This window comes from Flavimobilis sp. BM9, assembly GCF_058313055.1.
In genome coordinates this window covers 312,258-335,757 of the sequence record NZ_JBZEMO010000001.1, presented here as the reverse complement: position 1 = coordinate 335,757, position 23,500 = coordinate 312,258, and the positions used below count along the sequence as shown (strand labels likewise).

Below are 23,500 nucleotides of genomic sequence, written 5' to 3'. Positions count from 1 at the left end.
GGCTAGAAGCCGCCTGGCGCGGATGTGAACCGGCGCCCGAGCACGACCGTCTCCTGGTCGTCGTACCCGAGGCGCTCGTAGAACCCGAGGACGGCGTCGTTCGTGCGGCGGACCATGAGCTGCACCTTGACCGCGCCCGCCGCCGCGAGCCACGCCTCGGCGGCGACCACGAGGGCGCGGCCGTGTCCCGAGCCCTGCACGCCCGGCGCGACGCCCAGGTAGTAGAGCCAGCCGCGGTGGCCGTCGTACCCGGCCATGACGGCGCCGACGACCGCGTCGCCGTCGCGCGCGACGAGGACCGTCGAGGTCTCGCCCATGACCGCGTCCTGGAAGTCCCGGACCGGGTCGTTCCACGGTCGTGTGAGCTCGCAGTCACGCCACAGCGCCACCACGGCGTCGACGTCGGTCAGCTCGGCAGGCTCGATCGTCACGGCGGTCATGATCTCCTCGGGGGGACGGCGAAGGCCGCGAGCGCTCAGCGGTCGCGGCCTTCGGCGGACGGTGTCAGCGGGGCTGGTAGGGCGAGACGACGACCTCGACGCGCTGCAGCTCCTTGAGGTCGCTGTAGCCGGTCGTGGCCATCGCGCGGCGCAGGGCGCCGACGAGGTTGAGCGTCCCGTCGGACTGGCGGCCCGGGCCGAACATGATCTCCTCGAGCGAGCCGCACGTGCCGACCTGGACACGCTCGCCGCGCGGGAGCTGCGGGTGGTGCGCCTCGGGGCCCCAGTGCCAGCCCTGGCCGGGCGCCTCGTCGGCGCGTGCCAGAGCGGCTCCGACCATGACGGCGTCGGCGCCGCACGCGACGGCCTTGACGAGGTCGCCGGAGCGGCCGATGCCGCCGTCGGCGATGACGTGGACGTACCGGCCGCCCGACTCGTCGAGGTAGTCGCGACGCGCTGCGGCGACGTCGGCCACCGCGCTCGCCATCGGGGCGTGGATGCCGAGCGTCGTGCGCGTCGTGTGAGCGGCGCCGCCGCCGAAGCCGACGAGGACGCCGGCCGCGCCCGTGCGCATGAGGTGCAGCGCTGCGGTGTACGTCGACGCGCCACCGACGATCACGGGGACGTCGAGCTCGTAGATGAACCGCTTGAGGTTGAGCGGCTCAGCGTTGGAGGAGACGTGCTCCGCGGAGACGGTCGTGCCACGGATGACGAACAGGTCGACGCCCGCGCCGACGACGTCCGCGTAGAACTCCTGCGTGCGCTGCGGCGACAGGGCGCCAGCGACGGTCACGCCCGCGGCGCGCACCTCCTGGAGGCGCGCCTTGATCAGCTCGGCCTTGATGGGCTCGGAGTAGATCTCCTGCATGCGGCGCGTCGCGTCCTCGGGGGCGAGGCGCGCGATCTCGTCGAGGAGGGGCTGCGGGTCCTCGAAGCGGGTCCACAGGCCCTCGAGGTCGAGGACGCCGAGGCCGCCGAGCTTGCCCAGGGCGATCGCGGTCGCGGGGCTCATGACGGAGTCCATCGGGGCGGCGATGATCGGCGTCTCGAAGTGGTAGGCGTCGATCTGCCAGGACACCGAAACGTCCTGCGGGTCGCGCGTGCGCCGGGAGGGCACGATCGCGATGTCGTCGAAGGAAAATGCGCGGCGTCCGCGCTTGCCGCGGCCGATCTCGATCTCGTTGCTCACAGGCCCAAGGCTACCGCGCCAGCGGCCTCCCGCCTGAGCCTGAGGGCCGGACGCGCCGGTCCCCGGCACCGCGAGGGCGGTACCGGGGACCGGTGGTCGGGTCGGGACGTCAGGCGAGGTAGCGGCTGTACGCCCCGATCGTGAGGAACGTCGGGAAGTCCTCGCCGAGGGCGACGTCGCGGAACACCTGGGCCGCGTCGTCGAACCTGTTGCCCGGGGTGCGGGGCAGGTCCTCGACGACCTGGGTGACGAGCGCGTCGACGCGCTCGGCGGTGATGGGCGAACCACCCGTGGTGCGGGTGCCGTTGTGGATCCACTGCCACACCTGGGAGCGGGAGATCTCCGCGGTCGCGGCGTCCTCCATGAGGTGGTCGATCGCCGCGGCGCCGACGCCGCGCAGCCAGGACTCGATGTAGCGGATCGCGACGGACACGTTCGCGCGCAGGCCCTCGGGCGTGACGCCCGAGCCCGACGCCGACGCGACGTCGAGCAGGTCCTTCGCGGTGACGTGGACGTCCTCGCGCAGGCGGTCGCGCTGGTCGTCGTGGTCGCCGAGGATCGCCTCGAACTCCTCCCGCGCGAACGGGATGAGGTCGGGGTGCGCGACCCACGTGCCGTCGAAGCCGTCCGTGGCCTCGCGCCTCTTGTCCGCGCGGACCTGCGTCTCCGCCCGGGCGGTGACGTCGGGACGGCGACGGTCCGGGATGAACGCGCTCATGCCGCCGATGGCCTGCGCGCCGCGCTGGTGGCACGTCGAGACGAGCAGCTCGGTGTACGCCCGCATGAACGGGACGGTCATCGAGACCGTGCCGCGGTCCGGGAGGACGAAGAACGGTCCGCGGCAACGGAAGTTCTTGATCATCGAGAACAGGTAGTCCCACCGGCCGGCGTTGAGACCGGCGCAGTGCTCGCGCAGCTCGTACAGGATCTCGTCCATCTCGAACGCCGCGGGCAGCGTCTCGATGAGGACGGTCGCCCGGACGGTGCCGCGCGGGAGGCCGAGCGTCTCCTGGGCGTGGATGAAGATGTCGTTCCACAGCCGGGCCTCGCGGCGCCCCTCGAGCTTCGGCAGGTAGAAGTACGGTCCACGCCCGCGGGCGATGAGCTCGGCCGCGTTGTGGAAGAAGTACAAGCCGAAGTCCACGAGCGTCCCCGAGGCGGGCGTCTGCGTGCCGGCCCGGTCCTCGAACCGCATGTTCTTCTCGATGAGGTGCCAGCCGCGCGGCCGCATGACGATCGTCGGCAGGTCGGTCAGCTCGGAGCTGCGCATCGTGTAGCTCTTGCCCTCGGGCGAGGTGAAGCTGAGCGTCCCGCGGATGCCCGCGTGCAGCGAGGCCTGCCCGCCGACGACGTTCTCCCACGTGGGGCTCAGCGCGTCCTCGTGGTCGGCGAGCCACACGTTCGCCGAGGAGTTGAGGGCATTGATCGCCATCTTCGGGTCGGTCGGACCGGTGATCTCGACGTGCCGGCGCTCGAGGCCGGGGCCGGGGCCGGCGACGCGCCAGGTGCGGTCCTCACGGATGTGGCGCGTCTCGGGCAGGAAGTCCGGGTCGACGCCGTCCTCGATGAGGGCGCGAGCACGCTGGCGGGCCTGGAGGATCTCGTGGCGGCGGGCCGCGAAGAGCTCGTGCAGGGAGGCGACGAACTCGAGCGCCTCGGGGGTGAGGATCTGCGCGGCTCCGGGGACGTCCGGGCCGGCGACGATCATGCGGGCGGTCGTGGGCGGGGCGGGGGCGATGGTGCTCATGGTCGTGCTCCTTCGGGCCTGCAGGTCAGAACTGGGCGGTCTCGGTGGAACCGTGGAGCGCGAGGGTGGCGCTCGTGGGGTTCAGTGCCGTGGCGACGCGGTCGAAGTAGCCGGTGCCGACCTCCCGCTGGTGGCGGGTGGCGGTGTAGCCGTCGGTCTCGGAGGCGAACTCGGCCTCCTGGAGCTCGACGTAGGCGCTCATGCCGCGGTCGCGGTAGCCGCTGGCGAGCTCGAACATGGAGTGGTTGAGGGCGTGGAACCCGGCGAGGGTGATGAACTGGAACTTGTAGCCCAGCTCGGCGAGCTCCCGCTGGAAGCGGGCGATCTGGTCGTCGTCGAGGTGCTTCTTCCAGTTGAACGACGGCGAGCAGTTGTAGGCGAGCATCTTGCCCGGGAACTGGGCGTGGATGGCCTCGGCGAACGCGCGGGCGAGCTCGATGTCGGGCTCGCCGGTCTCGACCCAGATGAGGTCGGCGTAGGGCGCATAGGCGAGGCCGCGGTTGATGACGGCCTGGAGGCCGGGCTCGGTGCGGTAGAACCCCTCGGTGGTGCGCTCGCCGGTGAGCAGGTCCTGGTCGCGCGGGTCGATGTCGCTCGTGATGAGGTCGGCGGCGAGCGCGTCGGTGCGGGCGATGATGATGGTCGGCGCGCCGGCGACGTCGGCTGCGAGGCGGGCTGAGGACAGGGTGCGCACGTGCTGGGCGGTCGGGATGAGGACCTTGCCGCCGAGGTGGCCGCACTTCTTCTCGGACGCGAGCTGGTCCTCCCAGTGCACGCCTGCGGCGCCCGAGGTGATCATCGAGTGCATGAGCTCGTAGGCGTTGAGGGCGCCTCCGAAGCCTGCCTCGGCGTCGGCGACGATCGGGGCGAGCCACTCGCGGCTCGGGGCACCCTTCTCGGCGGTCTCGATCTGGTCGGCGCGCATGAGCGCGTTGTTGATGCGGCGGACGACGGCGGGGACGGAGTTCGCGGGGTACAGCGACTGGTCCGGGTACGTCTGCCCCGAGAGGTTGGCGTCGGCGGCGACCTGCCAGCCGGAGAGGTAGATCGCCTCGAGGCCGGCGCGGACCTGCTGGACGGCCTGGTTGCCGGTGAGGGCGCCGAGCGCGGGGACGTGGGTGCGGGTGTGCAGGAGGTCCCACAGGCGCTGCGCGCCGCGGCGGGCGAGGGTGGGGTCCTCGCGGACGGAGCCGCGCAGGGCGATGACGTCCTCGGCGGTGTAGTCGCGGCGGATGCCGGCCCAGCGGGGGTCGGTCGCCCACTCGTGGGCGAGGTCTTCCGCGGTCTGGGTCTGCGTGCCGGGGAGGGTGCCAGCGGCCGTCGACGTCGCGACGTTGGTCCGGCGCGCGCCGGCCTCGGTGCGCAGATCTTCCGCGCCCTGCTGCGAGGCGGGGGTCGTGGTCTCGTCGATGGTGCTGGTGGTGGTGCTCACGGTGTCCTCCTGGGCGGTTCGGTTGCGTCGTTGCTTCCGTGGTTCCACCGTCCTTCGCGGCGCAACCCCTCGGGAACCCCCTCTCCAGAAGAAGTTCTCGGAAACTTCTGTTGTCAGGAAGTCCCGGCGGTGGGAGGGTGAGTCATGGCAACGACGCCCCTCTCCGCAGCCCATGTGGCGCCCTCGACGGACTCCCCCGCGACCCCGCCGGAGACCGCTGACGCGCTCACGATCGGCCGCCGCATCCGGCACCTCCGACGCGAGCGCGGCCTCACCCTCGACCACCTCGCTGCGGCTCTCGACCGTGCACCGTCGCAGGTGTCGATGATCGAGACGGGCAAGCGTGAGCCACGCTTCGCACAGCTCGAGACGATCGCGCAGGCGCTCGGGGTCGACGTCGCGTCGCTCCTCGAGCCGGGCGCGCCCACGCGCAGGGCGGAGCTCGAGATCGAGCTCGAGCGCCTGCAGCGCGGGCCTGGCCTCGCGGCGGTCGGCGTCGACCCGGTGCGGGTGGGGCCGTCGTTGCCGATGGATGCGCTCGAGGCGATCGTCGCGCTGCACCGCGAGATCGCGCGCCTGCACTCGGAGCGGGCGGCAACGCCGGAGGAGGCTCGCCGCGCGAACGCGGAGCTGCGCGCGATGATGCGCGCCCGCGACAACCACTTCCCGGAGCTGGAGCGCCGTGCGCGTGAGCTGCTCGACGGCGTCGGGCACGTGCGCGGGCCGTTGTCGGCGCGGGTCGCGGCGGAGCTGGCGGGGCACCTGGGTTTCACGTTGCACTATGTCGGCGACCTGCCGCACTCGACGCGGTCGCTGATCGACACGCGGCACATGCGCGTGTACCTGCCGACGCGGTCGTCGGACCCGCGGTCGGTGCTGCTGCAGGCGTTGTCGTCGCACGTGCTGGGGCACACGGAGCCGCGCTCGTACGCGGAGTTCCTCCGGCAGCGGGTGGAGGCGAACTACCTGTCGGCGGCGCTGCTGGTGCCGGAGGCGGACGCGGTGCGGCAGCTGCGGGAGGCGAAGGACGCGCACTCGATCTCGGTCGACGACCTGCGTGACGCGTTCGGCGTCTCGCACGAGACGGCGGCGCACCGCTTCACGAACCTCGCGACGGTGCACCTGGGGATCCCGGTGCACTTCATGAAGGTCCACGAGAGCGGGATCGTGCACAAGGCGTACGAGAACGACGGCGTGCGGTTCCCGTCGGACGCGCTGGGGGCGATCGAGGGGCAGCCGGTGTGCCGGTTCTGGACGGCGCGCACGGTGTTCGAGGTATCGGACCGGCTGTCGCCGTTCTCGCAGTACACGGACACGCCTGCGGGGACGTTCTGGTGCACGTCGCGCACGCAGGAGTCGCACGACGGCGCATTCTCGGTGAGCGTGGGCGTCCCGTTCTCGCTGGTGAAGTGGTTCCGCGGCCGGGACACGACGTCGCGCACGGAGTCGCGCTGCCCGGACCCGTCGTGCTGCCGGCGGCCGTCCGGGGAGCTCGCTCAGCACTGGGAGGGGCACGTGTGGCCGTCGGCGCGGCCGCACGCGTCGACGCTCGCGACCCTGCCGGTCGGCGCGTTCCCGGGGGTGGACCAGACGGAGGTCCTCGAGTTCCTCGAGCGGCACGCGCCGCATGGCGCCGAGTAGGGGCCGTCACCGTGTGCGGCACTCCTGGCTGAGAAGCCTCCGGGGTGTCGTTCACCGGTCATGTCAGTCGCTGCTGGCAGGCTCGTCCCCAAGGACGAACCACACCGGCTACGAAACTGACGAGGACGGGCGAACCATGACCGAGATGCTCCCTACCGAGGCCCTCTTTCCTGCTCCGGCGGCTGCGGGCTCCCTGCACATGTCGTGGGCCGAGGGCCCGCTCCTGGGATTCGACACGGAGACGACGGGCGTGAGCACGTCGACCGACCGCATCGTGACGGCGGCGCTCGTGCACCGCCACCCACTGCTGGGCACGAGCGTGGAGACGTGGCTGATCGACCCGGGTGTCGAGATCCCGGAGGGCGCCTCGGCGATCCACGGCATCACGACGGAGCACGCCCGTGAGCACGGGCAGCAGCCTGCGGTCGCGCTCGAGGAGATCGCGAGGCAGATCGCTCAGGCGCTCGGTGACGGGACGCCGCTCGTGGCGTTCAACGCGACGTTCGACCTGTGCATCCTCGACGCTGAGCTGCGCCGCCACGGCTTGCGCACGCTCCCGGAGCGGCTCGGTGCGGAGCCTGTCGGCGTGATCGACCCGCTGGTCCTCGATCGTGCGGTGGACCGGTTCCGCAAGGGCAAGCGCAAGCTGATCGACCTGTGCGCCGTGTACGGCGTCAACGAGGCGGGTGACCTGCACACTGCGGACGTGGACGTGATCGCGACGCTCGACGTGCTGGAGGCGATGGCGCGCCGGCACCCGACGCTCGCGGAGATGAGCCTGCCGGTGCTGCACGCCTATCAGGTGGATGCGCACCGCGCGTGGGCGTCGAGCTTCAACGACTGGCGGGCCCGGCAGGGGTTTGACGGGCCTGGTGCGGGCCTCTCCTGGCTCGTCGACGAGCGCTGAACGGTGCGGATCTGGTCGCTGCACCCGCAGCATCTCGACCGTCAGGCGCTGATCGCGTGCTGGCGCGAGACGTTGCTCGCGCAGGCGGTGATGGCTGGCCGCACGCGGGGGTATCGCAACCACCCGCAGCTCGAGCGGTTCGTCGCGACGCCGCAGCCGATCGTCTACGTCGGTGCGTACCTTGCGGGGCTTGCTGTCGAGGCGGACGCGCGGGGGTACCGCTTTGACCGGACGCGCATCGACGAGCTGCCGACCGACCTGGCGGCCTTTGATGGCGCGATGGAGGTGACGACGGGGCAGGTGGCGCTCGAGTGGCGGCACCTCCTCGCGAAGCTTGATGCGCGGAGCCCTGAGGTGGCGGTGGTGCAGCAGGAACGGGTGGGCGACGGCGTGCCCGGGGTGCACCCGATGTTCCGGGTGGTCGAGGGGCCGATCGCGTCGTGGGAGCGGGCGGTCTGACGCTCAGGGCCGTTGGGCACCCTGGGCGGGAGTGACGCGGGCCTATGCTCGTGGCGGCGCCGCCTGGCGCACGGCTGCGGCGGACCCGGCGCGGCCCCGATCGCGTTGTGGAGAACTCGAGTGTCTGACCAGCTGCCCCCTTGCCCTGCGTGCGACAGCGAGTACACCTACGAGCAGGGTGGCCTCCTGGTGTGCCCGATGTGCGCTCACGAGTGGACGCCCGGCGCTGACTCTGGTGACGACGCCGCTGCTGCTGACGCGACGGTCAAGGACTCGGTGGGCAACGTCCTTGAGGACGGTGACACGGTGACCATCGTCAAGGACCTCAAGGTCAAGGGCGCTGGCGGTGGCGTGGTGAAGGTCGGCACCAAGGTTCGCGGCATCCGCCTCATCACCGACGGCGTGGGCGACCACGACATCGACGCCAAGGTCCCAGGCTTCGGCCAGATGCAGCTCAAGTCGAGCGTCGTGAAGAAGGTCCTCTAGCTGTTCGGTGTCATGACGTTGGTGACACTCGCGCGGAGGCTGGGGCCTGGTTCCCGGTTACGCTGCCCACTTTGTCACCGTGACGCGCCACGCCGGACTCGGCGACGACATGACCTCGTCGCCACCCGTAGCGGTCGCTGCCATGCACGCCTGTGGCCGCCGGCTCCAACTAGCGGCCGCAGGCGTCTGCATGCGTCAGAAGGGCCCGAGGGCGTTGAGCAGGTCCGCGGCAAGCACCGCGGTCGATGCAGCGACGACCTCCGGGGCGCCGACACCCTCTTCTGCGCGGCCGGCCATGTCCGACCCGACCGCGTCCGGGCCCGCAGCGAACAGCTCGGCCAGCAGGTCGAGGGCCTCCCGGGTCACCTCTACACTGACGTCGGCGGCGAGCAGTCGGGTGAACCGCTCGACGAGTTCGACCCGTGTCGATTGCCACCAGGACGCGATATAGGTCGTGGGCGTCCTTGTTCTGGAGTCGGTGCGCAGGACCGTTCAGGCGTTCGGAGATCTTGAGCACCTTCGCGACGATCAGTGCGGAGGGGCCTGCGACGAGGGCGCGACGCACGCGCGGGTCGGCGTCGTCGAGCGCGGGAACGTCCATCTCGTCCTGGTCCACCAGGGCAGCTTCGAGCCCGCGGGTCGCCCTCGCGGCGTGCAACGCATGCGGCGGGATCCGTGCGGACCGCTTCTTCGGGCCCTGCGCCAGTAGTGAAGCTGGCACCATGAGGTCCACCGGGACGTCATCCTTGAGCCATTGGCCGGGTTCCACCGAGGGGACGAAACCGCCGGCGGCCATCGCCTGCTCGAGCAGTGGGTCGTCGGCCAGCTCGCGCGGGTCAAGGCCGATGTCGCTGTCCTTCGTGGTCGTGGCGATCGCGACGTCGACGGTGCCGGCGACGAGGAACACCGCCTGCGCGCCGACGACGACCACCGAGCGCGCGTGCCCCTCGAGCGCGTCGAGCGCGTCGAGCAGTGCAGCGCGGGTGCGTACCAGCAGCAGGTCGTGCTCAGCCCCAGTGGCCATTGGTCTTCATCCATTCCATGAAGGCCTCGGCTTCCTCGGGCTCGCGCCCGGGGCCGGTGAGCATGTCAGCGACGATCTGCGCAGGCGCGGCGGTCTTGAGCCCCGAGCGTGACACCGCGGAGCGACGCAGCGCGACGAACGGGGGTGACGAGTCGTACAGCAGGACGTTCACTCCCGTCTCTGCTGCGCGCAGGCCCAGCCGCGCGGCGGCGACGTTCGCGGAGCGGATGTGGACTGCGGCAGCCTTCACAGGGATGTCGGGGACCAGCTCGCGGGCCGCTGCGGACCCGCTCACCGCGTACTCGACGTCGGAGTTGCGCAGGGTCTCGAGGAAGCGGTCGACGCCGCGAGGTGCGAGCCACCGGCTGACACGCGACTGCAGCCGTACCCGGTTGTCCGCCGCCCAGCGGCGCACGAGCTGGGCCGGGTCGACGACACGGACAAGGCCGTCGTCTGTGCGCTCGACCAGTCCTTCCTCGCGCAGAAGGTCCAGGACGCGGTAGACCGACCCGACACCGACCTGCGCCTCCCTGCGCAGATCTGTGACGCGCCACTGTCGGGGCGTGTCGGTCAGCGCCCGGACGACGAGGCTGGCAGGGTCGCCGCGCAGGCCCGACAGCGGTCGGCCAGGACCGCGCCACGGGTCTGCTGTGGCGCCCGCGACGATGATCAGCACTGCTGGGTCGTCGCTGGCGAGCCACGCGTTGCCCGTCGCGTCCGCGTAGGAGACTCCCAGGCCCGTGAGCCGGTCCTGCACCGCCTTCGTGAGATACCGGTCGACGACGAGGGGCCTTGGTGCTTCGGCGCCGTCGGTCTCGTCCAACTGCATCCCGGTGCCGTGCATCCTGAAGTGTGCCCACCCCCGCAGGGCGTACTGTGCACGACGGCCGTCCGGCGCGGTCAGGGTCGCCGACGCCGCTTCGTTCTCGAGGTTCCACCCGGCAGGCAAGCGGTCGCGAATCTGGCTCAGGGCGCGGCTCGCTACCTCGGGGCCCGTGGGTGACGGGCCGTAGTGGTCATCGGCAGGCATGTTCAGACAATAGCGCGGTTCCGCCATCTACGGAATGGGCGGGTTTTCCTGAACCTTGGGAGCGAGCGAACGTTCGGCCCGACCGAACGCTGCCACTAGACGGCTACCGCGGCCACTGCCCGTCCTGCTCAGGCGAGCACCATCTCGACCAAACCGGCGAACAGCGCCGAACCACCCCACGCACCGAGAAGCTCCATGTCCCGCTTCATCAGCCCGAGCGCTTCTGACAACATGCGCGTCAGGGGTGGAGTCCCCTCAACGTCATGTCCCACGACATCTAGCGCTACGGATAGACCCAGGTTGGCTTGCCGACCTGGGTCCGCCCTCTCGTGGTCACGCCCGCCGCAGCAGCACGACCGAGTCGTCGAGCACCGCCGGGCTCCCATCGGGCGCGGCCACCTCCCGCGTGCGCGTCTCCGCGATCTCGACCGTCCAACCCTCGTCGAGCAAGCCGAGCGCCTCGACCTCCTCCTCAGGCTTCAGGAACTGCCCGTGACCCTGCCGATCCTCGACGGGCACCCAGGACGGGTAGTCGGCGTGCGACACGACGAGGAGGTGCCCGCCCGCGTCGATCTGCCGGGACAGCCGCCTGAGGATGGTCGTCCGGTCGAGGGCGACCGGGGACTGGAAGAAGCTCGCGGTGACGAGGTCGAAGCGTTCGTTGGTCGTCCACGTCGCCAGGTCGGCGGCAACACACCGGGCACGGTCAGCCCGGCCGACGCGTGCCGCTTCCTCGTTGGCCCGGCGTACGGCCGTCGGGGAGATGTCGACGCCCATGGCCTGCCAGCCGGCGTGCGCGAACCACAGGACGTCGCCGCCCTCACCGCAGCCCAGGTCGAGGGATCTGCCAGGCTCGAGCCCTATCGCGACGTCGGCGGTGGTGCGGTTCACCTTGCCCGACCACACGCGTTCCTCGCCCGCGTACCGCTCCTCCCAGAACCCGGCCGGCGCGACGTCGCCGACGTGCCCGTGCCCGCTCATGCCGCCACCTCCGCGAGCGCGCGAGCGGCGTCGTCCGCGACGAGCGCCATGTTGACCATCCCGCCGACGCGCGCACCCGCGCCCGACGACATCGGCACCGTCGCCCCCGGGTCGACGACGTTGCCAGCCGCCCAGATCCGCTCCGCGCTCGTCTTCCCGAACGCGTCGACGGCGAGGAACGACCCGACCGGCGTGTCCGCACGCTCGAGCCCGAGGTGCGCGACGGCGTCGTCGTGCGGCTGCGCCATCGCCCCCGTGAACAGTGCGTCGAGCTCGACGACGCGACCGTCCGCGAGGCGCACGCCCGTGACGGCACCGCCGTCGCCGAGGACCTCAACGACAGCCACCTCCTCCAGAGCGACGCCCCGCGCCCGCAGCCGCGCCGCGACGTCGTCATCCAGCGGGCCACCGAGGCCCGCCGTGAAGAACGTGACGTGGTCGCTCCACTGCCGGACGAGCTCCGCCTGATGCGGCGAGAGCGGCGACGCCGCGAGCACGCCCAGGCGCTGGCCGCGCACCTCCCAGCCGTGGCAGTACGGGCAGTGCAGCACGCCGCTCCCCCACCGCTCGGCCAGCCCCGGCACGTCGGGCAGCACGTCCGTCATGCCCGTCGCGAGGACAAGCGCCCGCGCCGTGAGCGGCGCGCCACCCTCGTCGAGCGTGACGACGACGCCGCCGTCCGCGAGGTCCACGCGTGCCGCGCGTCCAGGCCGCACCTCGACGCCGTACCGGGCCACCTCCTCACGACCACGCGCGAGAAGGTCCTGAGGTGGCACCCCGTCGTGGCCGAGCACGCCGTGCATGTGCGAGGCGAACCTGTTGCGGGGGGAGCCCGCGTCGATCACGAGCGTGCGCCGCAGCGCGCGCCCGAGCATGAGTGCGGTCGCGAGCCCTGCCGCGCCGCCGCCGAGGATGATGGCGTCCCAGTCGGTGTCTTCCATTCCGTCAGCCTGCGGGTGACAATGCACTCATGGCAATGGTCTTTGCGGTAATGGCAAGCAGGGGAGAGTCGTGGAAGAACTGAGGCTCGTCGGCCCCCGCCTGCGGGACGCGCGCACCGCCCGCGGATGGACCCTGGCAGACCTCGCCGGCCGCGCCGGGATGTCCGTCAGCACGCTCTCGCGCCTCGAGTCAGGCAAGCGCCAGGCGAGCCTCGAGCTGCTCCTCCCGCTCACCAAGCAGCTCGGCGTCAGCATCGACGACCTCGTCCGCACCGCGACCCCTGACCCCCGCGTGCGCCGCACACCGCGCCAGCGCGACGGCATGACCGTCACCCCGCTCGCCCGCGAGGGCGCGCGCGTCGCGACCTACCGCATCACCTACGAGCCCCGGCCAGAGCTCCCGCCCCTGCGCACCCACGCGGGCTTCGAGTGGCTGCACGTCGTATCCGGGCGCCTGCGGCTGCGCGTCGGCGAACGCGACCTCGTCCTCGGCCGCGGCGAGTCCGCGCAGTTCGACACGAGCACACCGCACGCCCTGTCCGCAGCAGGCAGCCACCCCGCGACGATCATCAGCATCTTCGACGAGAGCGGGGAACGCACCCACACGGACGTCCCCGACGCGTCCGCCTGACGGCACGCCCGGCCCCGGCCGACCCGCTCAGCCGGCCGCGGCCACCGCGAGCTCGATCACGGCCTCCACACCGGAGGACCTCGAGGACGCCGTCGCGCTCGCCACCGCGAGCCCCACCGGATCCCCCTGAGCGATACTCCGCGCCCGCCGCACCACCTCACGTCGCGGCACCACGCCCGTCTCGACCGTCGCGCCTGCCTCAACGATCGCACCCACCTGCCCGACGGCGTGCAGTAGCGAGATCAGCGCCGCCTCGACCGCGGTGGGCGGTCGCCCGACGACGAGCACGTCCCGCAGCGCGCCCCGCACACGGCTCTCGTGCGCCGAGTCGAGCGCAGGCCAGCGGCTCGACGGGAAGACGCCGAGCACACGCGACTGCGAGGCGCGGACGATCCCCCGCTCCACGAGCCTCCCGTACACGGCGGGACGCAGCCCCGCGTCGAGCGCCTTCAGGGCATCGCGAGGCTTGACGGCCTTCTGCGCGTCGAGCCGCGCCGCGCCGCCGTCGAGGAGGGGGTCGCCGATCGGGTGCGCGCCCGTCAGGACGACCCGGCCCGGACGCACCTCCTCGCCGCGCCCGGTGAGGAGGGCCAGCCCTGCCGCCACGAGGTCGTGCAGCAGCCCGCCTGCAAGGGCGAGGTCGAGCCGTCTCGCATCGACGAGCGCGCGACCTGTCGCGTCGTCCGTCAGGAGCAGGGCGACGTCCTCGGCGATGAGCATGGCGTCACGCTACCGGCGCGAGCCCGGCGTCGATCAGTGTCGCGGCGGCGGCGCGAGCCGCGTCGGCCCAGCGCGGGTCGTGCGTCACGGCGGCCATGGTCTGCACGCCCTCGGCGAGCAGGACGAGCTGCTCCGCGACGTCGGGCCCCAGCCCCGCGTCGACGGCGAGCCCGGTGACGTAGGCCGCGAAGCCCTCCTTGTGGGCGCGCACGGCAGCGGCGACGTCGTCGTTCACCGCGCCGATCTCGCCGAACGTGTTGACGAAGCCGCAGCCGCGGAACTCCTCGTCGGCGGTCCACTCGACGAGGTAGTCGTAGATCGCAAGGAGCTTGCCGCGGGGCGTCGTGGCTGCGTCGACGCGGCTCGCGACGCACTCCTGCCAGATGCCCGTGCGCCGCTCGAGCACCGCCTGGACGATGGCGTCCTTGGACGAGAACTCGCTGTACAGGCGCTTGAGGGAGACCCCTGCGGCGGTCCGCAGCTCGTCCATGCCGACGGTCTGGATCCCGCGCCGGTAGAAGAGGTCGTCGGCGGTCGCGACGACAGCGTCCCGGGTGCTCTGGTCAACCATCTGCTTGCCCTTCTCCTTCTCGTCACCGTGCAGGGGTTGCGCGGAGAACGTTCGTTCTCTAGTGTAGTCGACATCGGAGAGAACGACCGTTCTCACCGAAGGGACGGACAAGGAGAGCACCATGGCCTACATCACCACCGGCACCGAGAACTCCACCAGCATCGAGATCTACTACGAGGACCACGGCCCCGCAGACGCCGCCCCCGTCGTCCTGATCCACGGCTACCCGCTCGACGGCCGCTCCTGGGAGCGCCAGACGCGCGTCCTCCTCGAGGCCGGCCACCGCGTCATCGCCTACGACCGCCGCGGCTTCGGCAAGTCCAGCCAGCCCGCGACCGGCTACGACTACGACACCTTCGCCGCCGACCTCCACACCCTCCTCGAGACCCTCGACCTCCACGACGTCACCCTCGTCGGCTTCTCGATGGGCACCGGCGAGCTCGCCCGCTACGTCTCGACCTACGGCACCGCCCGCCTCCGCGCGCTCGGCTTCCTCGCCTCGCTCGAGCCATTCCTCCTGCAGACCGACGACAACCCCACCGGGCTGCCCCAGTCCGGGTTCGACGACATCGCCGCGACCGCGCGCGCCGACCGCTTCGCCTGGTTCACCAGCTTCTTCGAGAACTTCTACAACCTCGACGAGACGCTCGGCTCCCGCATCAGCGAGGAAGCCCTGCGCGCCAGCTGGGCCACCGCCGCCGCGAGCGCACCCGACGCCGCCTACGCCGTCGTCCCCGCCTGGCTCACCGACTTCCGTGGGGACCTCCCCGCCGTCCGCGAGTCCGGCCTGCCGACCCTCATCCTCCACGGCACCGCCGACCGCATCCTCCCCGTCGACGCGACCGGTCGCCCGTTCCGCGACGCCCTCCCCGACGCCACCTACGTCGAGATCGACGGCGCACCCCACGGCCTGCTGTGGACGCACGCCGACGAGGTCACCGCAGCGCTCACGGAGCTGCTCGCACGCTGAGAGACGGACGAGCTGCCGGGCTGCGACCGTCGCGTCGCTCCCGGCAGCTCTCGTCGTCAGCTCGCGGCGTCAGCTCGCCGCGGCCGCCGTCGCCACCAGAGCCGCGGTGATCCCCGCCTGGACCGCAGAGACTGCCTGCATGACCGCGTCGCCCGCCACGTTCCCCTCAGCGACCGCCTTCGCCCGGCGCCCCAGGTCGCGCTTCGGCATCGCGTCCGTCGGCACGACCTTCGGCACCTGCCCGATCGCGTGCAGCAGAGCGATCAGGGTCGCCTCGAGCGGCGTCGGCGTGCGCCCGCCGACGAGGACGTCGAGCAGCGCCGCCCGCACACGCGCCTCGTGCGCAGAGTCGACCGCCGGCCAGCGCGTCGTCGGGAAGATCCCCAAGATGCGCTCCTCGGACGCACGCACGATCCCGCGCGCCGCGAGGCGCTGGTACACCGCCGGGCGCAGGTCCTTCCGCAGCCGCTGGATGACCTCCTGAGGCTTCGCCGGACGGCGCCCGGCGAGCTGCGCGACACCCGCGTCGAGCATCGCGTCGCCCGACGGCGCCGCACCCGTCACGACGACCCTCCCGGGCTTGACCTCCTCGCCCGGACCGGTGATCCGGACGAGGCCGGCGCCGATCAGGTCGAGCAGCAGCGCACCACCGAGCGAGAGGTCGACCCGGGCGGCATCGGTCAGCGTCCGGCCGGTCGCGTCGTCCGTGAGCAGGAGGGCAAGGTCCTCGGTGATCAGCATCCCCCCACGCTACTGCCCACGTGGCGCGGTCACCCGTCGCCGGTGGCCTCGCGGTCGAGCACGTCGTCGTACACCTGCCGGGCGCGCTCGACCGCCGGCATGTGCGTCACGCACCACGCGAGGAGAGCGTCCACCGGCTCACGCATCGTCTTGCCGAGCGGCGTGATCCGGTACTCCACGGCCACCGGCCGGGTGGCGACCATGCGCCGCTCGACCACGCCGTTGCGCTCCAGGCGGCGGAGCGTCGCGGTGAGCGACTTCTGCGTGACCGTCGGGATCGCGCGGCGCAGCTCGTTGAAGCGGCACGGCCGCTCGCACAGCTCGCTCAGCACGCTGAGCGACCACTTGTCGAGGACCTGGTCGAGGAGCTCCCGGTGCGGCATCTCGATGCGGAGCGTGTGGTCGGCGGGCGGTGCGGTCTCCACGGCGATACCTGGTCTCGTTGAAGTGTCCTGGAACTACTTGGTATCAACTTTATACCGAACCGATCGACAGGAGACCACCATGACCGTCCAGCTCTTCACCCCGCCCGGCCTCGCCACCGGAACCCCGTACCACCACGTCGCCGTCGCCACCGGCACCCGCCACGTACACGTCGCAGGCCAGGTCGGCGGCCACCTCGACGGCACCCCGCTCGCACCCGACCTCGCCGGCCAGGTCGAGCAAGCGCTGCGCAACACCGCCATCGCGCTCCGGGGCGCCGACGCCACGCTGTCCGACGTCGTCCGCCTCACCCTCTACGTCACGCGGTGGACCGAGGACCAGATGCCCCAGCTCCTCGACGGGCTCGAACGCGCCGCAGGCGAGCTCGACCTCCCCCTGCCACTGCCGCCCGCGTCGCTCATCGGCGTCGAGACGCTCTACGCACCCGACGTGCGCGTCGAGATCGAGGCGACCGCCATCACGGACTGAGCAGCGCCCCGACCGTGCCTAGGCTCCCCCTGGCCGAGCACCAGGGGGAGCCGCCATGGTCCGTGTCGGAGCCTCCTCCTAGCGTGGGGCTGTCCGGTGTCCGTCAGGGACACCGCCATCCCGAAGGAGACGCACGATGGCTCACGGCGACATCACCCACATCGACATCCCCGTCAGCGACATGGCCCGCGCCACGTCGTTCTACAGCGAGCTCTTCGGCTGGCAGATCGACACCATGCCCGGCTTCGAGGACTACCCGATGTGGCAGGCGCCCAACAAGATCAGCGGGGGCGGCCTCGCCCCGCGCAGCGAGGGCTTCACCGCTCCCCGCTCCTACGTCGAGGTCGACTCGATCGACGAGTCCCTCGCGAAGGCGGTCCAGCTCGGCGCGACCGTCGCCATGGCGAAGACCGAGATCACCCCGACCTCGTGGTGGGCCGTCTTCGAAGACGCCGACGGCAACCCGATCGGCCTCTACGAGGACCACACCCCCGCAGACGCCTGACACGCCGTACCTCTTGCCGGGAGGGCGCACCTCCCGGCAAGACCAGCGTCACGCGCCCGCGAGCCTGCGCCGCGACGTGAACGAACGACGTTCCCCCGTCAGCGGGTCGTCGAACGCGATCGACCGAGCGAGCAGCTGCAGCGGGTCCGAGTAGTCGTCCGGCGCGACCTCACGCACTGCCGGGTACAGCTCGTCGCCCACGAGCGGCAGCCCGAGCGACGCCATGTGCACCCGCAGCTGGTGCGTCCGGCCCGTCGACGGCGTCAGGCGGTACAGCCCGCGCCCGCCTGGCGCGGCGCCCAACAGCTCGACGTGCGTCACCGCGTTCACCTCGCCAGGGACCTCGCGCGCCTGCAGCACCCCGTGCTGCTTGACGATGCGCGACCGCACGACCGTCGGCAGCCCGACGTCGTCACGCACCGGCGCGACCGCCTCGTACACCTTGCGCACCGCCCGCTGCGCGAAGAGATCCTGGTAGACGCCGCGCACCTCGCGACGCGCAGTCAGCACGAGCACCCCAGCCGTCGGGCGGTCGAGCCGGTGCGCAGGCGACAGCTCGGGCAGCCCGAGCTCCCGGCGCAGCCGCACGAGCACCGTCTCGGCGACCCACGCACCCCGCGGCGTCACCGCCAAGAAGTGCGGCTTGTCGACGACGACCAGGTTGTCGTCCTGATGCAGCACCTCGACCTCGAACGGGACACGGGCCTCGACCGGCGGATCCCGGAACAAGAACGCGAGACCGCCCCCCGGGTACGGCGACGCGAGCGAGTACGGACGCCCCAGCTCGTCGACCACCTCACCCGCCGCGACCTGCTCACGCACACGCGCCGCGTCCGCCGGGAAGCGCGCCTCGAGAAACCCGACGAGCGAACCCCACGACTCGTCACGCGGCAGCGCGACGCGCGTCGGGTTCAGCCCGTCGCGCACGGGCAGCGGCGCCGGGCGCCGCCCCCGCCTGCTCACGAGCGCCCCGACGTGCGGGGCACGCTCAGCGACCCGTGTAGTTAGGCGCCTCGACCGTCATCTGGATGTCGTGCGGGTGCGACTCCTTGAGCCCGGCCGCAGTGATGCGGACGAACTTGCCGCGCTCCTGCAGCTGCGGGATCGTGTGCGCGCCGACGTAGAACATCGACTGGTGCAGGCCGCCGACCAGCTGGTACGCGACCGCGCCGAGCGGGCCGCGGTACGGCACCTGACCCTCGATGCCCTCCGGCACGATCTTGTCGTCCGACGCGACGTCCGCCTGGAAGTAGCGGTCCTTCGAGTACGACACCTTCTTGCCGCGCGACGCCATCGCGCCGATCGACCCCATGCCGCGGTACAGCTTGAACTGCTTGCCGTTGATGAACACGAGGTCACCAGGCGACTCGTCGCAGCCCGCGAGGAGCGAGCCGAGCATGACCGTGTCCGCACCCGCGACGAGCGCCTTCGCGATGTCGCCCGAGTACTGCAGACCGCCGTCACCGATCACCGGCACGCCCGCCGGGCGGCACGCGAGCGACGCCTCGTAGATCGCCGTGACCTGGGGCACCCCGACACCCGCGACGACGCGCGTCGTGCAGATCGAGCCCGGCCCCACGCCTACCTTGACGCCGTCCGCCCCCGCGTCGACGAGCGCCTGCGCGCCCGCGCGGGTCGCGACGTTGCCGCCGATGACCTGGACGTCCTTGAAGTACGGGTCGTTCTTGAGCTTGGTGATCATCTCGAGCATGAGGCGCGCGTGGCCGTTCGCCGTGTCAGCGACGAGCACGTCGACGCCAGCGTCACGCAGGGCGCCCGCACGGTCCAGTGCGTCACCGAAGAAGCCGATCGCGGCACCGACACGCAAGCGGCCGTCCGCATCCTTCGTCGCGTCCGGGTACTGCTCGGTCTTGACGAAGTCCTTGACCGTGATAAGGCCCTGGAGCCGACCGTCAGCGTCGACCAGCGGGAGCTTCTCGATGCGGTTCTTGCCGAGCAGCGCCGCTGCGTCCTCGCGGGAGATGCCGACGGGGCCCGTGATGAGCGGCATCGACGTCATGACCTCGTGAACCTTGCGGTTCGGGAAGTCGGCCGGGGGGACGAACCGCAGGTCGCGGTTCGTGATGATGCCGACCAGGCGGCGGTCAGCATCGATGACCGGCAGCCCCGACACCCTGTACTGGCCGCACAGCGCGTCGAGCTCCGCGAGCGTCGCGTCCGGCCCGACCGTGACCGGGTCCGTGATCATGCCGGACTCGGAACGCTTCACCAGGTCCGCCTGCTTGGCCTGCGCCTCGATCGACAGGTTGCGGTGCAGGATCCCGATGCCGCCCTGGCGCGCCATGGCGATCGCCATGCGCGCCTCGGTGACGGTGTCCATCGCGGCGGAGAGCAGCGGGACCTTCATCGTGATCTCACGCGTCAGACGCGCGGTCGTGTCCACCTCGGAGGGGATCACGTCGGTCTCGTTCGGAAGGAGCAGGACGTCGTCGTACGTCAGTCCTTCGAATCCGAAGGGGTTGTGCGGGGCGGCGGCGGAGAGAGGCTCAGTCACGCGGCCATCCTACGACCGGCACGTGAGAGCGGGCCGGGCGCCCGAGGACTGGGCACCGTCACGGTTGCGTCGCGACCGCGCACACCTCGTGGAACAGACCGGAGAAGCTGCGCACACGCTGGACCTGCGACGACCTCGGAAGGTCCTCCGCCGCCGTGTCGTCCGCGACCGCCACGAACACCGGGAGTTCCGGGTTGCCGTCGCAGAGCTGGCCCACGACCGCAAGGTCCGGCCGCACCATCTGCGTGATGAGCACGACCGCAGCCGGACGCACCATCGTGACGACCTCCTGGGCACGGTGCGCGCCCGCGGGACCCATCACGATGCGAGCCATGACGCCCTTGGACATGAGCGCGGCGGCGAGAGCGTGCGCGGCGAGCGGCTGCGGCTCGTCCGGCGGCGTGAAGATCAGGACGATGCGACGCATCTGGCTCGGGTGCGGCGTGCCTGCCTCGTGCTCCTGCGCGGACTGGCGCACGCGGATGGCACGCATCGCGGCGCTCGACAGCACCTGGAGCGGAGCCTCCCCCGGCTTGGCGAGGACGGTGCGCTCCCCGAGCTTCGTGAGGGCAGGGACGACGAGATGGGTCCACCACGTGAGGATGTCGGAGCCGGGCGAGATCATCAGGAGCTCGGCGGTCGCGTCAGAGTCGTGCGCGAGCGCCGCGTCGACGACGTCGGCGGGCGTGGACGTCCGGGCGGGCGCCGCCGGCCGTGAGAAGTGGACGACCTTGGAGCCCGAGGGGCCCTGCTCCGCCTCGTGCTGCGTCGCCGCGGAGCGTCGGGCCTCGTGCTGCGCAGAGACAGCGCTCGCGCGGCGAGCCCGCTCGACCTCGATGTCGGCCTCAAGAGCGGCCTTCGCCGCATCGGCGGGGGCGACACCCTCGAGCGTCAGACGCCTCATGACCATCAGCCGCAGGACGTCGTCCCGCGTGTAGCGGCGGTGCGAGCCCGCTGAGCGCTCCGACGGGCCCAGCCCGTAGCGCCGGTCCCAGGTCCGCAGCGTGGCCGGAGCGACACCGAGACGCTTCGCCACGACGGCAACCGCGACGCCCGGCTTGGCACGGGCCGCAGCCAGCTCCACAGGCTCGGCAGGGTCTCCGTCGACCGACGTCTCGCCGTACTGCTGGGGTGCCATGCCCCGATTCTGCCCATCTAGGAGCCAAAACTCCACCGGAGCGCTCCGGGACGCGCCGGGAGGCCCGAAGTGAGCGTTTCGTCCCCTGACCTCGCACTCGACCCGGGTGAACAACTCTTGGACATATCTGACGCGATGCTGCACTCGAGAGCGTTCTGACACGTCAGGGGCCATTTTTGGCGGATGTCCGCCATCCAGAGATCACCCGCTCGACACTTGAACAACCTCTGAATCGGTTGGTACGGTTCACGACGTCCGGTGCTCGGCCCAACAGGGGGGCCCACCGCGTTCGTAAGGGGAAGATGGGTATGACAGAGGTCGCTCGCCTGCCAGGTCCGGTGATGGAGCTGTGGGAATGGCAGTACGAGGGCTCGTGCCGCGACATCGACGACACACTCTTCTTCCACCCCGAGGGTGAGCGAGGCGCCGCGCGCCGCCGCCGCGCCGACGCCGCCAAGGCGATCTGCGCGGGCTGCCCCGTCCTCATGGAGTGCCGCGAGCAGGCGCTCGCGATCCGCGAGCCGTACGGCGTGTGGGGCGGGCTGAGCGAGGAGGACCGCGCCGCGATCTTCAGCGACCCGCGCCGCACCGAGGCCGCCATCCGCCGCTCGCAGGTCGGCTGAGCGCACCACCCGACCTGCCTCGCGGCTCGTCGCACGTGCCGCACCGCCCGTCACGACCGGCCAGAGACACGACGAAGCCCCGCAGCCTCAGGCTGCGGGGCTTCGTGCCGTGCGGAGGTCGGGTCAGCCGACCACGACAGCGAGGACGTCACGCGCGGAGAGCACGAGGTACTCCTCGCCCGCGTACTTGACCTCGGTGCCGCCGTACTTGGAGTAGATGACCTTGTCGCCGACAGCGACGTCGAGCGGGACACGGTTGCCGTTGTCGTCGACGCGGCCGGGGCCGACAGCGAGGACCTCGCCCTCCTGCGGCTTCTCCTTGGCGGTGTCCGGGATGACCAGACCGGACGGCGTGGTGAGCTCAGCCTCGATCGCCTTGACGACGATCTTGTCCTCGAGCGGCTTGATGGGGACCGACACTGTGCGGACCTCCCCCTTCGCTAGGGTGCTTCGGATGTGTGAGGGACGAGCGAGCGCCTTCCCGGGCGTCGTCGCGGGTGCCGACCGGGCGCTGTCTCGCTCCACCTCCAGTAGAGAGGTGTTCCACCGCCAAATCTAGGACGCACTTAGCACTCGGTCAAGGCGAGTGCCAACGCCCTGGGTGAACACGGAGCACGCGCCCGGCGCGCCCGTGGAAAGATCGGTCCATGGATCCTGAGGCGCTCACCCGGCTGCTCCAACCTGACGGGTGGGCCATGCTCAGCGCGATGCCCCCGTACGAGGAGAAGCTCGCGATGGCGATGTCCCAGCGGCTGCGATCCCAGGGCGTCGACGCGGGCCTCGTGGCCGCCGTCCTCACTCAGTCCCGCCTCCGCACCAAGGCCCGCGACAAGTTCGGCGAGTTCGCCGACGGCATGCTCTTCACCCCCGACGGGCTCGAGCAGGCGACCCGCCTGCCCGTCGCCGCCCGGCACGCCCAGCGGTTCGTCGCCGCGGGCATCACCAAGGTCGCCGACCTCACGTGCGGCATCGGCGCCGACGCGATGGCGTTCGCCGGCGTCGGCCTGAAGGTCCTCGCGACCGACATCGACGAGGCGACCGCCGCGATCGCGACCGTCAACCTCCGTTTCTTCCCCGAGTCCGAGGTCCGCCTCGGCGACGGCCTCGCGACCGATCTTGCCGCCGAGGGCGTCGAAGGTGTCTGGGCAGACCCGGCCCGTCGCAAGGGCGGCGCCCGCATCTTCGACCCGCGCGCGTACGAGCCCCCGCTCGACGCCGTGTGGGCCCTGCGCTCGCAGGTGCCCGCGATGGGCATCAAGGTGGGCCCGGGAATCCCGCACGCGGGCCTCCCCGACGACGCCGAGACGCAGTGGGTGTCCCTCGACGGGCACGTCCTCGAGGCGACGCTCTGGTTCGGCCCCGTCGCCCCCGCGGGCCCGGGACGTTCCGTCCTCGTCCTCACGTCGCAGCCCGACGGCGGCCTCGCGTCCCGGGAGCTCGCGCCGGTCACGTCCGACGACGACGTCGAGGTCGGCCCCCTCGGCGCCTACCTGTTCGAGCCTGACGGCGCGGTCATCCGTGCCGGTCGCGTCGCGACCGCCGCACGCGAGCTCGGCGGCCGGCTCGTCGACGCGACGATCGCGTACGTCACGACCGACACGCTCCCGCCTGGCTGGTCGGCACCGCTCCCTCGCGGCGACGCCGCTCTCGCGACCGGCTACCGCGTCCTCGACGTCATGCCGTTCCACCTCAAGAAGCTGCGCACCTACCTGCGCGAGCGCGGCGTCGGGCGCCTGACGATCAAGAAGCGCGGCACCGCCGTCGTGCCCGAGCAGCTGCGCAAGCAGCTCGACCTGCGCGGACCGAACGAGGGCCACGTCGTCCTCACCCGCATCGCGGGCGCCCAGCACGTCATCGTCGTCGAGCCGCTCCCGCGGCCGGGCTCGGAGGTCTGAGC

At 71.6% G+C, this 23,500-nt stretch carries 27 protein-coding genes; 11 read left to right on the top strand and 16 right to left on the bottom strand.

Going from position 1 to position 23,500, the window contains the following annotated elements:
- Positions 1-2 precede the first annotated feature (2 nt).
- The 4 genes from AC4F3Q_RS01515 to aceA form a co-directional block, all read right to left on the bottom strand.
- Positions 3-440 carry a GNAT family acetyltransferase gene (locus AC4F3Q_RS01515; RefSeq protein WP_491038433.1) on the bottom strand — a complete coding sequence of 146 codons (438 nt, stop codon included), beginning with the start codon at positions 438-440 and terminating at the stop codon, positions 3-5.
- A 64-nt stretch (positions 441-504) separates the two neighbouring features.
- Complete coding sequence (locus AC4F3Q_RS01510) at positions 505-1,629, bottom strand: GuaB3 family IMP dehydrogenase-related protein (protein WP_491038432.1); 1,125 nt, start codon at positions 1,627-1,629, stop codon at positions 505-507.
- Positions 1,630-1,738: 109 nt separating this feature from the next.
- On the bottom strand, positions 1,739-3,376 hold the full coding sequence (gene aceB / locus AC4F3Q_RS01505; protein ID WP_491038431.1) for a malate synthase A: 1,638 nt from the start codon (positions 3,374-3,376) through the stop codon (positions 1,739-1,741).
- Between the two features lie 25 nt (positions 3,377-3,401).
- Positions 3,402-4,742, bottom strand: coding sequence for an isocitrate lyase (gene aceA / locus AC4F3Q_RS01500; protein ID WP_491038831.1), 1,341 nt, complete (start codon positions 4,740-4,742; stop codon positions 3,402-3,404).
- A gap of 210 nt (positions 4,743-4,952) precedes the next feature.
- Between aceA and AC4F3Q_RS01495 the strand changes: the two genes are divergently transcribed.
- From AC4F3Q_RS01495 to AC4F3Q_RS01480, 4 genes are all read left to right on the top strand, one after another.
- Entirely contained in the window at positions 4,953-6,449 is a 1,497-nt protein-coding gene (locus AC4F3Q_RS01495) for a helix-turn-helix domain-containing protein (RefSeq protein ID WP_491038430.1), read from the top strand.
- Between the two features lie 136 nt (positions 6,450-6,585).
- Entirely contained in the window at positions 6,586-7,356 is a 771-nt protein-coding gene (locus AC4F3Q_RS01490; protein ID WP_491038429.1) for an exonuclease domain-containing protein, read from the top strand.
- 3 nt (positions 7,357-7,359) lie between these two features.
- Complete coding sequence (locus AC4F3Q_RS01485) at positions 7,360-7,815, top strand: pyrimidine dimer DNA glycosylase/endonuclease V (RefSeq protein WP_491038428.1); 456 nt, start codon at positions 7,360-7,362, stop codon at positions 7,813-7,815.
- A gap of 120 nt (positions 7,816-7,935) precedes the next feature.
- Positions 7,936-8,301, top strand: coding sequence for a zinc ribbon domain-containing protein YjdM (locus AC4F3Q_RS01480; protein ID WP_491038427.1), 366 nt, complete (start codon positions 7,936-7,938; stop codon positions 8,299-8,301).
- 195 nt (positions 8,302-8,496) lie between these two features.
- On the opposite strand, the gene AC4F3Q_RS01475 is transcribed toward AC4F3Q_RS01480, so the two are convergent.
- Complete coding sequence (locus AC4F3Q_RS01475; protein WP_491038426.1) at positions 8,497-8,667, bottom strand: hypothetical protein; 171 nt, start codon at positions 8,665-8,667, stop codon at positions 8,497-8,499.
- A 388-nt stretch (positions 8,668-9,055) separates the two neighbouring features.
- Here AC4F3Q_RS01475 and AC4F3Q_RS01470 point away from each other — a divergent pair, with 388 nt between their 5' ends.
- Positions 9,056-9,346 (top strand): hypothetical protein, encoded by a 291-nt coding sequence (locus tag AC4F3Q_RS01470; protein ID WP_491038425.1) that lies wholly within the window; start codon positions 9,056-9,058, stop codon positions 9,344-9,346.
- On the opposite strand, the gene AC4F3Q_RS01465 is transcribed toward AC4F3Q_RS01470, so the two are convergent.
- From AC4F3Q_RS01465 to AC4F3Q_RS01455, 3 genes are all read right to left on the bottom strand, one after another.
- Positions 9,309-10,355: a helix-turn-helix domain-containing protein gene (locus tag AC4F3Q_RS01465; RefSeq protein ID WP_491038424.1), complete on the bottom strand. Its 1,047-nt coding sequence runs from the start codon at positions 10,353-10,355 to the stop codon at positions 9,309-9,311. The genes AC4F3Q_RS01470 and AC4F3Q_RS01465 overlap by 38 nt on opposite strands.
- Positions 10,356-10,688: 333 nt before the next feature.
- Positions 10,689-11,336 (bottom strand): SAM-dependent methyltransferase, encoded by a 648-nt coding sequence (locus tag AC4F3Q_RS01460; protein WP_491038423.1) that lies wholly within the window; start codon positions 11,334-11,336, stop codon positions 10,689-10,691.
- On the bottom strand, positions 11,333-12,277 hold the full coding sequence (locus AC4F3Q_RS01455; RefSeq protein ID WP_491038422.1) for an NAD(P)/FAD-dependent oxidoreductase: 945 nt from the start codon (positions 12,275-12,277) through the stop codon (positions 11,333-11,335). Before AC4F3Q_RS01455 ends, AC4F3Q_RS01460 begins: the two co-directional genes overlap by 4 nt.
- Positions 12,278-12,347: 70 nt before the next feature.
- Here AC4F3Q_RS01455 and AC4F3Q_RS01450 point away from each other — a divergent pair, with 70 nt between their 5' ends.
- Complete coding sequence (locus tag AC4F3Q_RS01450) at positions 12,348-12,908, top strand: helix-turn-helix domain-containing protein (RefSeq protein WP_491038421.1); 561 nt, start codon at positions 12,348-12,350, stop codon at positions 12,906-12,908.
- Positions 12,909-12,935: 27 nt separating this feature from the next.
- Here the strand turns inward: AC4F3Q_RS01450 and AC4F3Q_RS01445 are convergent, their stop codons facing one another.
- The gene (locus AC4F3Q_RS01445) at positions 12,936-13,628 is read right to left on the bottom strand and encodes a GOLPH3/VPS74 family protein (RefSeq protein ID WP_491038420.1); all 693 of its coding nucleotides are present in this window, start codon (positions 13,626-13,628) and stop codon (positions 12,936-12,938) included.
- A 4-nt stretch (positions 13,629-13,632) separates the two neighbouring features.
- The gene (locus AC4F3Q_RS01440; protein ID WP_491038419.1) at positions 13,633-14,199 is read right to left on the bottom strand and encodes a TetR/AcrR family transcriptional regulator; all 567 of its coding nucleotides are present in this window, start codon (positions 14,197-14,199) and stop codon (positions 13,633-13,635) included.
- Positions 14,200-14,320: 121 nt separating this feature from the next.
- Here AC4F3Q_RS01440 and AC4F3Q_RS01435 point away from each other — a divergent pair, with 121 nt between their 5' ends.
- Complete coding sequence (locus AC4F3Q_RS01435; protein ID WP_491038418.1) at positions 14,321-15,169, top strand: alpha/beta fold hydrolase; 849 nt, start codon at positions 14,321-14,323, stop codon at positions 15,167-15,169.
- 69 nt (positions 15,170-15,238) lie between these two features.
- Here AC4F3Q_RS01435 and AC4F3Q_RS01430 read toward each other — a convergent pair whose 3' ends face one another.
- Both AC4F3Q_RS01430 and AC4F3Q_RS01425 read right to left on the bottom strand, forming a co-directional pair.
- Positions 15,239-15,910 (bottom strand): GOLPH3/VPS74 family protein, encoded by a 672-nt coding sequence (locus AC4F3Q_RS01430; protein WP_491038417.1) that lies wholly within the window; start codon positions 15,908-15,910, stop codon positions 15,239-15,241.
- 29 nt (positions 15,911-15,939) lie between these two features.
- Positions 15,940-16,335 (bottom strand): winged helix-turn-helix transcriptional regulator, encoded by a 396-nt coding sequence (locus AC4F3Q_RS01425; protein ID WP_491038416.1) that lies wholly within the window; start codon positions 16,333-16,335, stop codon positions 15,940-15,942.
- Between the two features lie 79 nt (positions 16,336-16,414).
- Between AC4F3Q_RS01425 and AC4F3Q_RS01420 the strand changes: the two genes are divergently transcribed.
- Both AC4F3Q_RS01420 and AC4F3Q_RS01415 read left to right on the top strand, forming a co-directional pair.
- Positions 16,415-16,822 (top strand): RidA family protein, encoded by a 408-nt coding sequence (locus tag AC4F3Q_RS01420; protein ID WP_491038415.1) that lies wholly within the window; start codon positions 16,415-16,417, stop codon positions 16,820-16,822.
- A 136-nt stretch (positions 16,823-16,958) separates the two neighbouring features.
- Positions 16,959-17,327 carry a VOC family protein gene (locus tag AC4F3Q_RS01415; protein ID WP_168446245.1) on the top strand — a complete coding sequence of 123 codons (369 nt, stop codon included), beginning with the start codon at positions 16,959-16,961 and terminating at the stop codon, positions 17,325-17,327.
- Between the two features lie 48 nt (positions 17,328-17,375).
- Here AC4F3Q_RS01415 and AC4F3Q_RS01410 read toward each other — a convergent pair whose 3' ends face one another.
- The 3 genes from AC4F3Q_RS01410 to AC4F3Q_RS01400 are packed head-to-tail and all read right to left on the bottom strand — an operon-like array spanning position 17,376 to position 20,980.
- Positions 17,376-18,290 carry a pseudouridine synthase gene (locus tag AC4F3Q_RS01410; RefSeq protein WP_491038414.1) on the bottom strand — a complete coding sequence of 305 codons (915 nt, stop codon included), beginning with the start codon at positions 18,288-18,290 and terminating at the stop codon, positions 17,376-17,378.
- Positions 18,291-18,315: 25 nt separating this feature from the next.
- A complete protein-coding gene (gene guaB / locus AC4F3Q_RS01405) occupies positions 18,316-19,842 on the bottom strand; it encodes an IMP dehydrogenase (protein WP_168446246.1) in 1,527 nt (508 codons plus the stop codon).
- Between the two features lie 58 nt (positions 19,843-19,900).
- The gene (locus AC4F3Q_RS01400) at positions 19,901-20,980 is read right to left on the bottom strand and encodes a MerR family transcriptional regulator (protein WP_210727062.1); all 1,080 of its coding nucleotides are present in this window, start codon (positions 20,978-20,980) and stop codon (positions 19,901-19,903) included.
- A gap of 308 nt (positions 20,981-21,288) precedes the next feature.
- On the opposite strand from AC4F3Q_RS01400, the gene AC4F3Q_RS01395 reads away from it, so the two are divergent.
- Complete coding sequence (locus AC4F3Q_RS01395) at positions 21,289-21,603, top strand: WhiB family transcriptional regulator (RefSeq protein ID WP_168446247.1); 315 nt, start codon at positions 21,289-21,291, stop codon at positions 21,601-21,603.
- Positions 21,604-21,726: 123 nt separating this feature from the next.
- Here AC4F3Q_RS01395 and groES read toward each other — a convergent pair whose 3' ends face one another.
- Positions 21,727-22,023, bottom strand: a complete 297-nt coding sequence (gene groES, locus AC4F3Q_RS01390) for a co-chaperone GroES (protein ID WP_168446248.1) — start codon at positions 22,021-22,023, stop codon at positions 21,727-21,729.
- A gap of 227 nt (positions 22,024-22,250) precedes the next feature.
- Between groES and AC4F3Q_RS01385 the strand changes: the two genes are divergently transcribed.
- Positions 22,251-23,498: a class I SAM-dependent methyltransferase gene (locus AC4F3Q_RS01385; protein WP_491038413.1), complete on the top strand. Its 1,248-nt coding sequence runs from the start codon at positions 22,251-22,253 to the stop codon at positions 23,496-23,498.
- Positions 23,499-23,500: the final 2 nt, after the last annotated feature.

Excerpts from the sequence above, each read along its gene's own strand:
- AC4F3Q_RS01515 (WP_491038433.1), bottom strand. The coding sequence starts at position 440 with ATGACCGCCGTGACGATCGAGCCTGCCGAGCTGACCGACGTCGACGCC.
- aceB (WP_491038431.1), bottom strand. The coding sequence starts at position 3,376 with ATGAGCACCATCGCCCCCGCCCCGCCCACGACCGCCCGCATGATCGTC.
- AC4F3Q_RS01495 (WP_491038430.1), top strand. The coding sequence starts at position 4,953 with ATGGCAACGACGCCCCTCTCCGCAGCCCATGTGGCGCCCTCGACGGAC.
- AC4F3Q_RS01490 (WP_491038429.1), top strand. The coding sequence starts at position 6,586 with ATGACCGAGATGCTCCCTACCGAGGCCCTCTTTCCTGCTCCGGCGGCT.
- AC4F3Q_RS01465 (WP_491038424.1), bottom strand. The coding sequence starts at position 10,355 with ATGCCTGCCGATGACCACTACGGCCCGTCACCCACGGGCCCCGAGGTA.
- AC4F3Q_RS01460 (WP_491038423.1), bottom strand. The coding sequence starts at position 11,336 with ATGAGCGGGCACGGGCACGTCGGCGACGTCGCGCCGGCCGGGTTCTGG.
- AC4F3Q_RS01455 (WP_491038422.1), bottom strand. The coding sequence starts at position 12,277 with ATGGAAGACACCGACTGGGACGCCATCATCCTCGGCGGCGGCGCGGCA.
- AC4F3Q_RS01445 (WP_491038420.1), bottom strand. The coding sequence starts at position 13,628 with ATGCTCATCGCCGAGGACGTCGCCCTGCTCCTGACGGACGACGCGACA.
- AC4F3Q_RS01440 (WP_491038419.1), bottom strand. The coding sequence starts at position 14,199 with ATGGTTGACCAGAGCACCCGGGACGCTGTCGTCGCGACCGCCGACGAC.
- AC4F3Q_RS01435 (WP_491038418.1), top strand. The coding sequence starts at position 14,321 with ATGGCCTACATCACCACCGGCACCGAGAACTCCACCAGCATCGAGATC.
- AC4F3Q_RS01430 (WP_491038417.1), bottom strand. The coding sequence starts at position 15,910 with ATGCTGATCACCGAGGACCTTGCCCTCCTGCTCACGGACGACGCGACC.
- AC4F3Q_RS01420 (WP_491038415.1), top strand. The coding sequence starts at position 16,415 with ATGACCGTCCAGCTCTTCACCCCGCCCGGCCTCGCCACCGGAACCCCG.
- AC4F3Q_RS01415 (WP_168446245.1), top strand. The coding sequence starts at position 16,959 with ATGGCTCACGGCGACATCACCCACATCGACATCCCCGTCAGCGACATG.
- AC4F3Q_RS01400 (WP_210727062.1), bottom strand. The coding sequence starts at position 20,980 with ATGGCACCCCAGCAGTACGGCGAGACGTCGGTCGACGGAGACCCTGCC.
- AC4F3Q_RS01395 (WP_168446247.1), top strand. The coding sequence starts at position 21,289 with ATGACAGAGGTCGCTCGCCTGCCAGGTCCGGTGATGGAGCTGTGGGAA.
- AC4F3Q_RS01385 (WP_491038413.1), top strand. The coding sequence starts at position 22,251 with ATGGATCCTGAGGCGCTCACCCGGCTGCTCCAACCTGACGGGTGGGCC.